The sequence below is a fragment of the Vibrio sp. SSH13-20 genome, assembly GCF_040104475.1.
GTDB classification, from domain to species: domain Bacteria; phylum Pseudomonadota; class Gammaproteobacteria; order Enterobacterales; family Vibrionaceae; genus Vibrio; species Vibrio harveyi.
In genome coordinates this window covers 128,780-143,982 of the sequence record NZ_JBECOU010000002.1, presented here as the reverse complement: position 1 = coordinate 143,982, position 15,203 = coordinate 128,780, and the positions used below count along the sequence as shown (strand labels likewise).

The following is a 15,203-nucleotide window of genomic DNA, read 5'->3' as shown; positions in this document are numbered from 1 at the left end:
AACTAAGTGTATAGCTAACGGCGGCTTATAATCTAGTACGCGATGTAAAGCGAGTTAGATTCGATTAGTGCTCACGTGTCGCACGGAAATCGATATCAGGGAAACGCTCTTGCGCTAGGTTTAGGTTAACCATGGTCGGTGCAATGTAAGTTAGGTTATCGCCACCGTCCAATGCTAGGTTCGTTTGGTTCTTACGCTGGAACTCATCCAGTTTCTTCGCATCGCCACACTCAACCCAACGAGCAGTTGCCACGTTCACGCCTTCATAGATCGCTTCAACGTTGTATTCTGACTTCAAACGAGCTACAACCACGTCAAACTGAAGTACACCAACCGCACCTACGATAAGGTCGTTGTTTTGCAATGGACGGAATACCTGTACCGCACCTTCTTCAGACAGCTGAACCAGACCTTTTAGTAGCTGCTTCTGCTTCAATGGATCTTTTAGACGAATACGACGGAACAATTCCGGAGCAAAGTTTGGAATACCAGAGAACTTCAGCGCTTCACCTTGAGTGAAAGTGTCACCAATTTGGATAGTGCCGTGGTTGTGTAGACCAATAATGTCACCCGCGTAAGCGTGCTCTGCACGAGAACGGTCACCCGCCATAAAGGTTACCGCATCTGAAATACTCACTTGCTTGCCAAGACGAACGTGGTTCATCTTCATGCCTTGCGTGTAAGTGCCCGATACGATACGCATGAAGGCAATACGGTCACGGTGTTTTGGATCCATGTTAGCTTGGATCTTAAATACGAAACCAGAGAACTTGTCTTCTGTTGCTTCAACATCACGCTCAACTGCTTGACGCGTTTTCGGTGCAGGAGCCCACTCCGTCAGACCATCTAGCATGTGGTCAACACCAAAGTTACCCAGTGCCGTACCAAAGTAAACTGGCGTTAGTTCACCCGTTAGGAATAACTCTAAGTCAAACTCAGGGCATGCGCCCATGACAAGTTCAAGCTCTTCACGAACGCTTTCTGCTAGGCTTTCACCTACTTTTTCGTCTAGCTCTGGATTGTCTAGACCTTTGATGATGCGAACTTCTTGGATCTCATGACCATGACCTGATTCGTACAGAATCGTTTCGTCACGGTGAATGTGGTAAACACCTTTAAACTCTTTACCACAGCCGATTGGCCATGTGATTGGCGCACACATCATGCCCAATTCGTTTTCTACTTCATCCAATACTTCCATTGGATCACGAACGTCGCGGTCAAGTTTGTTCATGAAGGTTACGATTGGCGTATCACGTAGACGTGTAACTTCCATTAGTTTACGAGTACGGTCCTCAACACCTTTCGCTGCATCGATAACCATCAGACATGAGTCAACTGCCGTTAGAGTACGGTAAGTATCTTCCGAGAAGTCTTCGTGTCCAGGAGTATCAAGTAGGTTTACCAGACAATCGTTGTAAGGGAACTGCATTACAGAAGTAGTAACCGAGATACCACGTTCCTTTTCCATTTCCATCCAGTCTGATTTTGCGTGCTGTGCGTTACCACGACCTTTAACCGTACCTGCTTTTTGGATCGCGTTTCCGAATAACAGTACTTTTTCAGTAATGGTGGTTTTACCCGCATCCGGGTGAGAAATAATAGCGAACGTTCTACGCTTAGAAACTTCGCCTAGAAAAGGTGTATTTGACATGAAACTGGTCTTCTTTGATGTCTGATGACTTGCTCGAAATTCAAACAAGCTTTATTCGATTCAATATTGCGCGGTATTCTCGCTTATTATTGCTTTAGGGGCAACTTTCCTCGTGAGTTTGTCCTCGCGAGTTTATAGATAACTACGTTGCTGAGCTTCGTCCTGCCAGTCGAGCAATTCGACTTCAGCAGCAATGGTAGAAGCCACTACAATTTGGTCCCGCCCATTTTGCTTTGCATCGTACAAAGCAATGTCAGCACGCTTTAGCCAAAGATCTGGTGTGTCATCATCGAGCAAGCACTCAGAAATGCCCACACTCAAAGACACTTTTGCATGGCGAGGATAATGTTTGGCGCGCACCTTATCGCTGATGCTACTCATCATAAATTGCGCGGTTTGATCGGAAAGTCCTTCAAACAAGATCAAGAACTCATCTCCCCCCAATCGAAACAGCAAATCGTACTCTCTTGAATAGTCATTGAGCGTTGTAACGATCTGACTTATCACCTCATCCCCAACATCATGACCGTACAAATCATTTACCTGTTTAAAATGGTCAATATCAATGACTGCTATTGAAGAGGTGGTACCGCTTCTTTTTTCATCTAAGGCTCGTAGAAGAAAAGCTTCTAACTGCCCTCGATTAAGAGCACCTGTCATCGAGTCTCTAGTAGAAAGAAACTTCAACCTATCCTGCAACTCAACAATTTTATGCACTGCCACATGCGCAACTATGGCGCAGCAAATTACCGCAACAACAAAACGTAAAGTGATGCTCCATTCAAGTTGATACCAAGCAGAGAATGTACAGCCAGCTATGATCCACCCATTGGTAACCAACGCATCTTTACTCGGGATGATAAATACCAAAGCCACAATGACCGGAAATACCCAATACGTCGCGATGATGCCAAAGATATGCACACTTAAAACCACTGATAACCAAAGCAAAAACAGTGGAATACGATATCCAATTTTACTTTCACCAAGGATAAACAATGCAGCAAACTCAATAATGAAACTCAGTTGGAAAGCCAGTAAAACACACCCAAGGAATGTCTCCCCAATCAGGAGATTTTTAATACCAAGTGGCACAAATGTCGCCAAGGTCACCAACATTAAGACGGTTAGAACAGTTCCCCTACTCTGCTCATCAAACAACTGAGCAACAGGAGTATCGAATTTTTGCGGATACGGCATCGTAAATTCTTCCTCCCGACAAGATCTTGTTTCATATAATTTATAAACTTATAACCTACATGGTAATAAAGCGAACAAAAATAAGCTTGGCAAATCGGTCAAAAGGATGAAGTAAAATGCCAGAAAGTAAAAAGCCTCGGGAATTCCGAGGCTTATTAATGTGACGATGAACTTAAGGTGTGTGCAATTTATTTGCTATCCACAGACCTTACTCATTAAAAAACAGGTAGCTCATGATGATGGCATCTTCTTTCCCATTACCCGTTTTAGCTGGGTAATAGTTGTAACGACGATCCACTTCATTAAAACCCGCTTGCTCATAAATATGGATTGCCGGGTGGTTGCTTTCACGTACCTCCAACCAAGCGCTTTCTGCTTTGGCTTGCTCGCAGTATTCGATAAACGCATCTAGTAATTTTTGCCCAAGCCCTTTGCCTTGATGAGATGGCGCTACGGCAATATTCAATAACGTCACTTCCCCAACAATATTCTGCCCATAGAAGTAACCCACCACCTGAGTACCTTCCAGCATCACATGATGACAAGCACCGCGACTGGATAAATCACGAACCAAAGATTCTGCCCAAGGGTGAGAATGCGCTTGCTGCTCGATTTGCCAAACTTGGTCAAGGTGCTCCGCACCCATCAGCGTAATTTCAATTGTCACGCGTTAGCTCCGTTAAGAGTACGAACAGATTTGTTGCCACAATGCACGGCGTTGTTCGTTGTTGCCATCAATATCTTGTAATAGCGGTGAAGTCAGTTGCTTGGCATTGATGCTGGCATCTGCCTCACAGCCTGCGAACCACACCCACTCTAGTTGATGCTCACCCAGCATGGATAAGCGTTCAGGCTCTAGGTGCAGTGCGTCGTCAAGCGTGAGCTTAATGCTTTTTAAAACACGCTCAAACATCAAAGCTGTCTCGTTTTCTGGACACGTTGGCGATACCAATAGGAGTTTACAAGAACTTTGCAAATCCAATAATGGCGATTGATAGCCTTCCAGCCTTTCTGGGTGACTCAGCTCCCAAGTGCTGATCCCCATTTCATGTAAATATTGTTTCTCGTTAATTGACATCTTTTGTCACCTATTTGAACGAGGCAATCCTATCAAAATTTCGCATTTAAAGTCAGAGGTGTTATGAAGCTTTTCCAATCAATCGCTATTACGTTACTTATCGCCACCACCAGCTTTACCGCATTCGCTAAGGATAGCAACGATGGTTGGGAGCTGATCGCAGAGAAAACCGTGAACTTCCAAACAGAAACCGACACAGTAGAGCCAAACGGTCTGTTTCAAAACCGTAAATTCAGCAAGATCAAAATTAAGTGCACTCAAGGCACCATGAGTATTAAGAACATGAAAGTGACCATGACCGATGGCAGCGAGAAAAAACTCAAAACCATGGTTGGCACTCTGACCAAAGGCATGTCGACGCGCGCTTGGACACTGCCGGGTTCTGAAGATGCGAAATTCAAACGTTTAGAGATGGAATACAAAAGCTGGGGTAACATGACATTGAATGCTGCTGGCATGAGTAAAAAGGCAAAAATCGAAGTTTGGGGTAAAAAACGCATCCAAGAACAGGATTAATCCACCTTTCCTCTTTTGCCAGTCAAAAAATCGGCTCAAAAACAAAGCCCGCTTTTTTCAGCGGGCTTTGTCATTCAATATTGGCGATTATAGCTCAGAAAACTCTGGCGAATAATCGATACGACCAGAGCGTCCGTCACACTGACCTTCGACCAATTCTGCTACACGGAACGCACCTTGCGGTACTTCCCACGCACAGTCGAAGCCCATCTCTTCGCTGGCTGTAAAGCCTTGGCGCGCATAGTAATCCGGCTCACCCAATACCACACACACTGGGTAACCAAAATCACGCAATGAATCAAAGCCTTCTTTGATTAACTCAGCGGCAATGCCTTGGCGGCGGTAATCTTCATGTACAGCCAAAGGCGCAAGACCTTGCCATGACAAATCTTCACCATTCAACGTCACAGGGCTAAACAACGCGTGACCAACCACTTCACCTTCATCGGTACATGCCACCAAAGACAGAGTGAGCTTACCGTTTTCACGTAAACGCATCACTAGGTTGGCTTCCGCATCCGTTGGAAAAGCGTGTTTTAATAAGCGGTCAATGGTGAGAATGTCCGCAGGGGCTTCAGTTCGAATAAGCATTCGCTACTCCGGTTTCTTGTGCAGGCGCTTGAACCCCTTTCTGAACAAAGTCAGCCAATTGGTTCAGTGCTACTTGCATCGCTTTTGGTAACTGCTCTAAGTCGACACTGTCCATCAGGTTTTTCACTTCTAAGCCAAGCTCAGTGTCGCCCTCGATAGAAAGACGACGTTGGAAGAACAGCGTATCAGGGTCTTCTTTGCGACCAGCAATAAGTACTAGGTCGTTAAGGTTACCACTAAAGCTTACATCTTCCTGAACCGGTTTCTCTGCTACCACTAATTTTTCATCTTGGTAGCTGATGTACCATGCTAAGTTCAAGTCTTTAATCGCAACTTTTAACCACTTGTCTTCAAGGAACTCAAAATCGCCATCTTCTAGGGCTTCTTTGAACACCATTTTTAAACCTTCCAATAAGGCTTTTTTCTGAACAGTTTGTGGCAATAACTGGACTGGAGATCGCAAAATTGATGCTGCGTTCTTTACTAGTTGACTGCGAATCTTGTTTAACACGCTAATTATCCGTTACTTTGTCATAAGGTTGTCTATCTTACGCAATAGAGTAATACCAGTACCTGTTATGTATCAATAAATCTGTTTGTTTTAGAAATAGGCAGTTTTACTCACCCAAGCGTCGTTTTTTTGACCTTACGTGTATTATTGACGCGAAGACGTGGATAAACGCTTTAATAACGGTATGTTCAAAGTTATAGTTATCAAAATAGCGTTTTTATTACACGGACGAATAATCAGGCTCATTGGAGATCGGTAACACCTTAATGCCTTCCCAGCAATTACAACATTGGTTTGCAACGCTTACCTCAAATAGCCCATTCTTTTTTGCCATTCTTGATAAGAAACACAATTATCGAATGGTAAGTGATCGCTATTGTGACATTGCAGGCTTAGGACACGACGACATCGTTGGTCTGAACGACAGCCAAGTACTGGGAGAGCAGTTCTATAAGAAGCTCGCGCCCTACTACCAACGCGCGTTCAAAGGCGATCATGTTGAAGCGGAAATCACGCTTGACGAAACGGACCTTGAAACCAGCCTTCACTTTAGCCTTTCTCCAGTTCATGAAGAAAATGAAATCCGCTTCGTGGTCTTCCACGCCATCGATACGTCTGAGAAACAAATTCTGGTTCGTTCTTTAGAAGAGTCAGAAAGTAAGTTCGCCAAATTAACCCAATTACTGCCTGACGGTTTGTTATTGGTAGAAGATGACATCATCATCTCTGCCAACCCAGCCTCCGCACGTTTACTCGGGTTGAACTCGCCTCATGAGCTACTTGGTGAAGAGCTGACTCGCTTGTTTATCGATGAAAACAGCAAAAAAGTCTTCACCCATCGCATCAGCACATTACTTTCTGAAAAACCTTTTGTGTGTCTGACCAGCGCCCGCTGTGGCTTCGAACGGAAAGTTCAGTTGCATGCTGATACCACAGCAATTCTTGGGAGTGAATCTCAAATCATTTTGATCCAAGATGCCGATGACGCGCCCAAGCTGCTCTCTTCTAATTCCAATGAAGACGCACACATCGATTCACTGACCAAACTGTATAACCGCTTTGGCTTTACGAAACGATTAGAGCAACTGATTAAGAGCCAGACACCGTTGCTGGTTTTCTACCTCGACATCGATAACTTTAAGAACATTAACGACTCACTTGGTCACCACATCGGTGACAAAGTGATTCAAGAAGTCTCCGCCCGCTTAAAACGATCTTTACCTAATCAAGCCATCATTGGGCACTTGGGCGGCGATGAGTTTGGTATCATTCTGCCTGAGCCAGAAAACACTCGCATGGCGGAGATTCTCTCTGAGCGCATTATTTCTCTGATTAACCAACCTTTCGATCTCCATCACTTCAGTAAACGCCTTGCATGCTCTATCGGTAGTGTGCGTTACCCAGAAGATGGGCAAGATGCACGCATTCTGCTGCAAAATGCTGACACTGCAATGTATGAAGCGAAAGATCGCGGTCGGAACCGTCTGATTAAATTCAACGATCAGATGAACAAAGAAGCGCGCATGCGTTTATGGCTAGAAATTGAACTGCAGAAAGCCTTGCAGCAAAACGGGTTGGAAGTCTGGTACCAGCCGAAGGTTAACGCGCGTGACTTCAGCATTAACGGCGCCGAAGCGCTTGTACGTTGGAAGCACCCAGTCGAAGGCTACATCAGCCCGGGCGCATTTATCCCTGTCGCCGAGCGTGCAGGCTTAATTGAACATCTTGGTCGCGTGGTCATGCGCGATGTGTTTAACACAGTAAAACGTTGGAAACTGCAAGGCATTCTACCGGGACGCGTGGCGATCAACCTTTCTCCAGAGCAGTTCGGTAACCCACAACTGATCGACTATATGGAGAAGTTACTGCGCACTACTGAACTTGACCCAAGCTGCATTACCTTTGAGCTCACCGAAAGTGCGGTAATGAGCGATAGCGAACACACTTTGCAAATGCTTAATGCGATCAAGAAGCTTGGTTTCGCGCTGTCTATCGATGATTTCGGTACTGGTTACTCTTCCCTTTCCTACTTAGCACGCTTCCCTATCGATGAATTAAAAATCGACCGTGCGTTTATCAACGACATCGATACACTACCGAAACAGGTGACGGTGATTGAGAACATCATCAATCTTGGTAAATCATTAGATTTGACCGTTGTTGCCGAAGGTGTAGAAACCCACCAGCAAGCAACACTGCTATCGAACCTGCAATGTAACTCGATTCAGGGCTTCCATTTCTACCGTCCTCAACCTAAACACGAAGTGGAAGAGTTGTTTGCGCAAAACCGCCGTCATAAGAACTGATCTCAACTGCAACAAAATCTGAGTGTTACCCCTTACTCTCAAGGGGTAAATCTCAACTTTATTGAGCTAAACCTAACTTAGGTCAATTTCGCTATTCATAATTCTTCATAAAATGCGGGCACCTTTTTATTCTCTATGATTGTGAGCATATGGAACTCTTGTGTCCTGCGGGTAACTTGCCTGCGCTAAAAACCGCGATTGATTGCGGTGCAGACGCCGTATACATCGGCTTTAAAGACGATACCAACGCTCGTCACTTTGCTGGTCTGAACTTCAACGGCAAGAAGCTTGAAAAAGCGGTGCAATACGTTCATGACCGCAACAAAAAGATCCACGTTGCATTAAACACATTTGCCCATCCAAATGGTTTCGAACGTTGGACAAACGCTGTCGACAATGCCGCAGCATTGGGTGTGGACGCGCTTATCGTGGCTGACATTGCGGTACTTGAGTACGCTGCTCGCAAATACCCAGAACTCGAACTGCACCTTTCTGTGCAAGCATCAGCGACCAACGTTGCAGCGGTAGATTTCTACAAGCAAAACTTCAACGTAAAACGTGTTGTACTGCCTCGCGTATTGTCTATCCATCAGGTAAAACAGCTTTCTCGCAACATCACCAGCGATGTCGAGCTGGAAGTCTTTGCTTTTGGTAGCCTATGCATCATGTCAGAAGGTCGTTGCTACCTGTCTTCATACATGACTGGCGAATCACCAAACACCGTTGGTGCGTGCTCTCCGGCGAAATACGTTCGCTGGCAAGAAACAGAAAACGGTCTAGAGTCTCGTCTTAACGATATTCTGATCGATCGCTACAGTGCCGGTGAAAACGCAGGCTACCCAACTTTGTGTAAAGGTCGTTTTGAAGCTGAAATTGAAGGCGAGAAAAAACGTTATCACGCACTGGAAGAACCAACCAGTTTGAACACCCTGTCGATGCTGCCAGAGCTATTTGCCGCTAATGTCGCTTCAGTAAAAATTGAAGGTCGCCAACGGAGTCCTGCGTACGTAGAACAAGTAACGCGCACATGGCGTGCAGCGATTGATCGCTACCAAGCAAACCCAGAAGCTTACCAAGTAGAAGCGGCTTGGGATGCAGCGTTGGCAAACGTGTCTGAAGGCACGCAAACCACTCTTGGTGCTTACCACCGTAAATGGCAGTAGAGGTTAAAATGGATAACTCAATGAAATACGCGCTTGGTCCACTGTTGTACTTCTGGCCAAAGCAAGACGTTGAAGCGTTTTATGAACAAGCAAAATCAAGCTCTGCGGACATCATCTACCTTGGTGAAACCGTATGTTCGAAACGTCGTGAAATGAAGCCAGCACATTGGTTCGATATCGCGAAAGAACTCTCTGCATCTGGCAAACAAGTCGTGCTATCAACGATGGCACTATTAGAAGCGCCAAGTGAAGTGAACATCATGAAGAAGTACATCGACAACGGTGACTTCGCGATTGAAGCCAATGACGTGTCCGCGGTTCAACTGGCTTCTGAGCATAAAGTGCCTTTCGTCGTTGGTCCTGCGGTTAATACTTACAACGCTCACACGCTTAACTTGTTCCTAAAACAAGGTATGATCCGCTGGTGCATGCCAGTAGAACTATCGCGCGAATGGCTCAGCAACACGCTGGTTCAATGTGATGAACTTGGTATTCGTAATAAGTTTGAAGTAGAAGTCTTCAGTCATGGTTATCTGCCTCTGGCTTACTCGGCGCGCTGCTTTACAGCTCGTGCAGAAAACAAAGCCAAAGATGACTGCGAAACCTGCTGTATTAAGTACCCAACGGGCATTAAAGTAAGCAGCCAAGAGGGTCAGGAAGTATTTAACCTAAACGGTATCCAAACTCAGTCTGGTTACTGCTACAACCTGATCAACGATCTACCAAGCATGGAAGGTCTGGTTGACGTGGTACGTTTGAGCCCACTTGGTCTTAGCACCTTCTCTGAACTGGATCAGTTCCGTTCCAATGAGAAAGGTACTAACCCAGGCAAGATCCAAGACCGCCAATGTAACGGTTATTGGCATCAGCTTGCGGGTCTGGAAGTGAAGAACATCTAACTCTTTCTCACGGGCTTCAAAGCAATAAAAAAGCGAGGTTATAACCTCGCTTTTTTATTTTTATTCGTCGTTAAGACGCTTGAATACTTGGCTCTACAGAGCTCTCGTTCATTAGCTTCTTTATATCGCGCCACAGCATTGTCATCACCACTAAGCTCAAAGCTATGTTAGACAATGGGAACGCAATCCAGATACCAGTAACACCGAATAGCTTTGGCATAATGAATAAGAACGGCAATTGAATCACCATATTACCAATGGTCACGAACATCGCTTTGCTGCCTTTGTTCACCGATTGGTAGTACGCTGCGGCAACCACCAAGAAGCCATCTAAGAACAGCGCAAACATATGGAGACGAATCCCCACTACCGTCGCATCAATAAGATGTTGGTCGGCGTTGTTAAACACGGACACAAACTCGTATGGGAAAATGTTCATCAGAATAACAAACGCAACCCCACCTAGCACCGAAGTCCCCATTGCAACCTTCAACAGCTTACGAATATTGTCTTGATTACGCGCACCATGGTTGTAGCTCACTAGAGGTTGCATACCATTGGCAATGCCTTCCGCAATCAAATAGTAAACCGTCACTATGTAGCCCAAGATAGCGTAAGCGCCAATAAGCAATGCACTGCCGTATTGGGCAAATAGCGCATTGTGAAGTGCCACCATCATTGAGCCATAGGCATACATAAAGAAGCTCGATGTGCCGATCATGACAATCTTAGGGATGACATCAAACTGCATTTTCAGATCGCCAGTCGACAGGCGCATCTTCGCTCTTGCAGTAAAGAAGTAACCAACACCAAGAATCGTCACCACCATCTGCGCTAACGCAGTTGCGATTGCCGCTCCTTTAAGCTCCCAGCCAAGCCAAGCGATAAAGATATAATCGAGCACGATATTGATGACAGCACCAATCACCATCAAAATGGTGGCTAAATTCGGGCTATCGTCATTGCGCAACAAGAACGGCACCGCAATTGACCCAAGCGAGAACACACACGCGACGCTTAAGATGTGCAGATACTGCAAACCAAGTTCATAAACACGACCTTCCGCGCCTTGCCAGCGAATAAAATCATCGGCGAAGAAGAACAATGTTGTTGCTACAACTGGCATCAAAGCGACTAAAAGCAATAAACCAGTAGAAAGGATGCGTTTCGCGCCCTCACGGTCTTTTTCCCCCTGCTTGATAGAGGCTAGAGCGCCCGTACCCACGCCCACCATCATACCAATACCGAGTATCGAGCCAATGATCGGCCACGCAACGTTGATCCCCGCTAATCCATCAGCACCTACATAACGACCAATAAAGATACCATCAACGACTTGGTATAAACCGTTGACCAGCATGGCTGCGACGGTCGGAATTGTGTATTTCCAAAACTGTTTATAAATAGAGTTTTGCATGACTACCACCAATAGTTAGCAAGGCTAACTAAATAGATAAAAGAATAAAAAATAGGTTTAGTTTCCGAGCGCTTTATCTAATAGCGCTTTCAATTGCTGTGCTTCTTTCGCATCCAACTTACACATAAGCTGCTGTGAAATGTCTTTATATACCACCTGTTCCAATGACATTTCTTCGATCACTTCTTCTGTTAGCAGCACGCGCTTAGAACGAGCATCTTCATTACAAGCAATACGCTTCACCAAGCCCTTTCTCTCCAAACGAACCACCATGTTTGAAGCCGAAGGCTTGGTAACTTGAAGCTCTTCCGCCAAGTCAGTAATGCGTATACCTTCTGAATGAAGCTGGATCACTCGCAAGTAATCAAACTCATTAAAGCTCAGGTGCGAAAGCGGATCTTCTTTGGCATACACTCGCCACGCCTTTGCACAAAAGCGTTCTAAATCGATCAGGCTTTTTTCTAATGCCATTACGTTTCGCTCATTTAGTTAGCAAGGCTAACTATTTTAGAGAAGCTCACCAAATTCTTCAAGCACAAAAAAGCCGCTCTAGTTGAGCGGCTAATGGCTATTTTTCTTCTTGCTTCTGTTGCTCAGCTTTGAGCTTAGCAAGTTGTTCTTGCTGCAACTGATCGTAGATTTGCGCCAGTTCCAAGAAAGAGTAACGGTGCTCTACGTATTCATAAACGTTGAAAGAGATTGCTAGCTTGTACAGTGAAATCGCATCAGCAATATCACCTTCTAGTTGGTAACGCTTACCAAGGTAGAAGTAAGTTTCTGTTAGACGCTCAGCAAGACGGTAGTTTTCACGCGTACCATCCATGATGGCTTTTAACGCTGCGTCATCAGATACATCACGCAACATGATGGCAACTAGAACCCAGCCCCACTCTTCACTGCGATCGCGTTGGTAACGCTTTTCTAGGTTCGCTTTCGCTTGCTCTGGATTTTGTTCTGCTTCGATAATGTACAACCATAACGCGCGGAATGGGTCGCTCGGCATTTCTTGGTAATGCTTGGTCATGTCTTCTAAAGCCAGATCGATACGACCACCATAGTAAAGCGCAATCGCGCGGTTACGCTCTGCGTATGAATTCTCTGGTGCAAGCTCTAATGTCGAATCAAATGCTTCGTAAGCCGCATCAAACTCACCAACTTGAGTGAAATACACCCCTAGTAGGTTAAAGATATCTGGTTGAGCAGGGTTAAGTTGCAAAGACTGATTAAAATCCAAACGGGCAAGATCACGCAAACCAACGCTGTCGTAGTAGTTACCGCGCTCGTAATGCATCTTAGCGCGAACTTCGTCACTCAAATCTGGACGTTGTAATAACTGAGAAAGACGAGCAATCTGGACTTCTTGTTGCACGCTTGGTTGTAGCGGTACCGCCATCGGAGGATAGATCCACTTTTGTGCCGATTGTTGAGAGGTGTTAGCACAACCGGTCAGCGCGATAGCGACACATAAACTTGCGGTTTGAAACCATTTCACTAATTGGTACTCCTGTTTGGACCGCTCTGGGTCTGTTTCTCTTTATGCACTATAGGATATTTAACTTCGCTTGAGGCTAAACTTGACGAAACAGGCCAAAAAAAAGGGGAGCGAAAATGCTCCCCTTTTATAGCATGCTTTCAGGCTCTTAAGCTAATAAAAGACCAAAAGTCGAATCTTAGATTACTCGCCTTTAGCTTCAGATGCGTCAGACGCTTCTTCTGCTGGCTTCTCTACTGCTTCTTTCATGCTTAGACGTACGCGACCTTGACGGTCGATTTCAAGAACTTTAACTTGAACTTCTTGACCTTCAGTTAGGTAGTCAGACACTTTCTCAACGCGTTTTTCAGCGATTTGAGAGATGTGTACTAGACCATCTTTACCAGGAAGAACCGTTACGAATGCACCAAAGTCAGCTAGACGTGCAACTTTACCAGTGTAGATACGGCCTACTTCAACTTCAGCAGTGATCTCTTCGATGCGGCGGATAGCTTCTTTCGCTGCTGCACCTTCAGTTGCAGCAATCTTGATCGTACCGTCGTCTTCGATTTCGATAGTAGTACCAGTCTCTTCAGTTAGAGCACGGATAACTGCACCACCTTTACCGATAACGTCTTTGATCTTCTCTGCGCTGATCTTCATTGTGTGAATGCGAGGAGCGAATTCAGAGATGTCTTCACGAGCACCAGAGATAGCTTCATCCATTACAGATAGGATGTGCTTACGTGCGCCTTGAGCTTGGTTAAGCGCAATTTGCATGATCTCTTTAGTGATACCTTCGATCTTGATGTCCATTTGAAGTGCAGTGATACCAGTGTTAGTACCCGCTACTTTAAAGTCCATGTCACCTAGGTGGTCTTCGTCACCAAGGATGTCTGAAAGAACAACGAAGTCGTCGCCTTCTTTAACAAGACCCATTGCGATACCCGCAACAGAAGACTTGATTGGCACACCTGCATCCATAAGAGCAAGAGAAGTACCACATACAGAAGCCATTGATGATGAACCGTTAGATTCAGTGATTTCCGATACAACACGTACTGTGTATGGGAACTCATCAACAGAAGGCATTACTGCTGCGATACCGCGTTTAGCCAGTTTACCGTGACCGATTTCACGACGCTTAGGAGAACCTACAAAACCAGTTTCGCCTACACAGTACGGAGGGAAGTTGTAGTGTAGTAGGAAGTGATCTTTACGCTCACCCGTTAGTTCGTCGATGATTTGAGCATCACGCTGCGTGCCTAGAGTCGCAGTTACTAGCGCCTGAGTTTCACCACGAGTAAATAGTGAAGAACCGTGTGTACGTGGAAGAACACCAGTACGTACGTCTAGCGCACGAACCATGTCTTTTTCACGACCATCAATACGTGGGTTACCAGCGATGATGCTACGACGTACAACAGTCTTCTCTAGATCGTGGAAGATAGTGTGGATTTCTTTTGTGTTTGCTTCTGGATCTTCAGCAAGAAGAACTTCGTTAACTTCACCAGCAATCTCGTGGATGCGGTCGTAACGAGCCATTTTCTCAGTGATTTGGTAAGCTTCAACCAGTTTAGCTTCAGCAAGTTCAGCAATCTTAGTTACAAGCGCTGTGTTTTCTTCTGGTGCAACCCAATCCCAAGCAGGAGTAGCGACTTCAGCTTTGAATTCGTTGATTGCTTTGATTACCGCTTGTTGTTGATCGTGACCGAATACAACAGCAGATAGCATTTCTTCTTCAGTTAGGTTGTCAGCTTCTGATTCAACCATTAGTACTGCAGATTCAGTACCCGCAACAACTAGGTCTAGCTTAGATGCTTCTAGCTCAGTGTTGCTTGGGTTAAGTACTAGCTGACCGTCGATGTGACCAACACGTGCAGCACCGATAGGACCGTTGAACGGGATACCAGAGATAGCTAGCGCAGCAGACGTACCAATCATCGTTGGGATGTCTGGTTGAACGTCTGGGTTCACAGATACTACTGTCGCGATAACTTGAACTTCGTTTTTGAATGCATCTGGGAATAGAGGACGGATTGGACGGTCGATTAGACGAGCCGTTAGCGTTTCGCCTTCAGAAGGACGACCTTCACGCTTGAAGAAACCACCAGGGATTTTACCTGCTGCGTAAGTACGCTCTTGGTAGTTAACTGTTAGAGGGAAGAAGTCTTGACCTTCAACCGCTTCTTTTTTACCAACTACAGAAACGAATACTGCTGTATCGTCCATAGTAACCATTACTGCAGCCGTAGCTTGACGTGCGATAACGCCAGTTTCTAGAGTAACTGTGTGGTTACCGTACTGGAACGTTTTAACAACTGGTTTTTCGAACATTGTTATTCCTTGTTTCCAAGCGCATCGATTGATTTGCTTAGAGAGTATTGATTGATACCC

At 45.4% G+C, this 15,203-nt stretch carries 14 protein-coding genes; 4 read left to right on the top strand and 10 right to left on the bottom strand.

Annotated features, from left to right (window positions below):
• Positions 1-64: 64 nt before the first annotated feature.
• The 4 genes from prfC to ABMY42_RS05870 all read right to left on the bottom strand — a co-directional run bounded on the left by prfC (position 65) and on the right by ABMY42_RS05870 (position 3,932).
• Positions 65-1,654 (bottom strand): peptide chain release factor 3, encoded by a 1,590-nt coding sequence (gene prfC / locus ABMY42_RS05885; protein ID WP_005449129.1) that lies wholly within the window; start codon positions 1,652-1,654, stop codon positions 65-67.
• Between the two features lie 132 nt (positions 1,655-1,786).
• The gene (locus ABMY42_RS05880) at positions 1,787-2,854 is read right to left on the bottom strand and encodes a GGDEF domain-containing protein (RefSeq protein ID WP_009698716.1); all 1,068 of its coding nucleotides are present in this window, start codon (positions 2,852-2,854) and stop codon (positions 1,787-1,789) included.
• A gap of 208 nt (positions 2,855-3,062) precedes the next feature.
• Complete coding sequence (rimI, locus tag ABMY42_RS05875) at positions 3,063-3,521, bottom strand: ribosomal protein S18-alanine N-acetyltransferase (protein ID WP_017817701.1); 459 nt, start codon at positions 3,519-3,521, stop codon at positions 3,063-3,065.
• 12 nt (positions 3,522-3,533) lie between these two features.
• Positions 3,534-3,932 carry a DNA polymerase III subunit psi gene (locus tag ABMY42_RS05870; RefSeq protein ID WP_005449132.1) on the bottom strand — a complete coding sequence of 133 codons (399 nt, stop codon included), beginning with the start codon at positions 3,930-3,932 and terminating at the stop codon, positions 3,534-3,536.
• A gap of 63 nt (positions 3,933-3,995) precedes the next feature.
• Here ABMY42_RS05870 and ABMY42_RS05865 point away from each other — a divergent pair, with 63 nt between their 5' ends.
• The gene (locus ABMY42_RS05865) at positions 3,996-4,448 is read left to right on the top strand and encodes a hypothetical protein (RefSeq protein ID WP_239923239.1); all 453 of its coding nucleotides are present in this window, start codon (positions 3,996-3,998) and stop codon (positions 4,446-4,448) included.
• A gap of 87 nt (positions 4,449-4,535) precedes the next feature.
• On the opposite strand, the gene ABMY42_RS05860 is transcribed toward ABMY42_RS05865, so the two are convergent.
• Both ABMY42_RS05860 and ABMY42_RS05855 read right to left on the bottom strand, forming a co-directional pair.
• A complete protein-coding gene (locus ABMY42_RS05860) occupies positions 4,536-5,039 on the bottom strand; it encodes an N-acetyltransferase (RefSeq protein ID WP_038898002.1) in 504 nt (167 codons plus the stop codon).
• Complete coding sequence (locus tag ABMY42_RS05855) at positions 5,023-5,550, bottom strand: SCP2 domain-containing protein (protein ID WP_005431915.1); 528 nt, start codon at positions 5,548-5,550, stop codon at positions 5,023-5,025. The genes ABMY42_RS05860 and ABMY42_RS05855 overlap by 17 nt, the downstream gene beginning before the upstream one ends.
• A 266-nt stretch (positions 5,551-5,816) precedes the next feature.
• Here ABMY42_RS05855 and ABMY42_RS05850 point away from each other — a divergent pair, with 266 nt between their 5' ends.
• From ABMY42_RS05850 to ABMY42_RS05840, 3 genes are all read left to right on the top strand, one after another.
• Positions 5,817-7,856 carry an EAL domain-containing protein gene (locus tag ABMY42_RS05850; protein WP_005449136.1) on the top strand — a complete coding sequence of 680 codons (2,040 nt, stop codon included), beginning with the start codon at positions 5,817-5,819 and terminating at the stop codon, positions 7,854-7,856.
• A 149-nt stretch (positions 7,857-8,005) separates the two neighbouring features.
• On the top strand, positions 8,006-9,019 hold the full coding sequence (locus tag ABMY42_RS05845) for a U32 family peptidase (protein ID WP_005431919.1): 1,014 nt from the start codon (positions 8,006-8,008) through the stop codon (positions 9,017-9,019).
• 20 nt (positions 9,020-9,039) lie between these two features.
• Positions 9,040-9,918 carry a U32 family peptidase gene (locus tag ABMY42_RS05840; RefSeq protein ID WP_005449138.1) on the top strand — a complete coding sequence of 293 codons (879 nt, stop codon included), beginning with the start codon at positions 9,040-9,042 and terminating at the stop codon, positions 9,916-9,918.
• A gap of 70 nt (positions 9,919-9,988) precedes the next feature.
• Here the strand turns inward: ABMY42_RS05840 and vmrA are convergent, their stop codons facing one another.
• The 4 genes from vmrA to pnp all read right to left on the bottom strand — a co-directional run bounded on the left by vmrA (position 9,989) and on the right by pnp (position 15,143).
• The gene (gene vmrA, locus ABMY42_RS05835; protein ID WP_009698720.1) at positions 9,989-11,335 is read right to left on the bottom strand and encodes a sodium-coupled multidrug efflux MATE transporter VmrA; all 1,347 of its coding nucleotides are present in this window, start codon (positions 11,333-11,335) and stop codon (positions 9,989-9,991) included.
• Positions 11,336-11,392: 57 nt separating this feature from the next.
• A complete protein-coding gene (locus ABMY42_RS05830; protein ID WP_050907048.1) occupies positions 11,393-11,806 on the bottom strand; it encodes a MarR family transcriptional regulator in 414 nt (137 codons plus the stop codon).
• Positions 11,807-11,903: 97 nt separating this feature from the next.
• Positions 11,904-12,827: a lipoprotein NlpI gene (gene nlpI, locus ABMY42_RS05825; RefSeq protein WP_005449143.1), complete on the bottom strand. Its 924-nt coding sequence runs from the start codon at positions 12,825-12,827 to the stop codon at positions 11,904-11,906.
• A gap of 183 nt (positions 12,828-13,010) precedes the next feature.
• Positions 13,011-15,143, bottom strand: coding sequence for a polyribonucleotide nucleotidyltransferase (gene pnp, locus ABMY42_RS05820; RefSeq protein ID WP_005449145.1), 2,133 nt, complete (start codon positions 15,141-15,143; stop codon positions 13,011-13,013).
• Positions 15,144-15,203 lie beyond the last annotated feature (60 nt).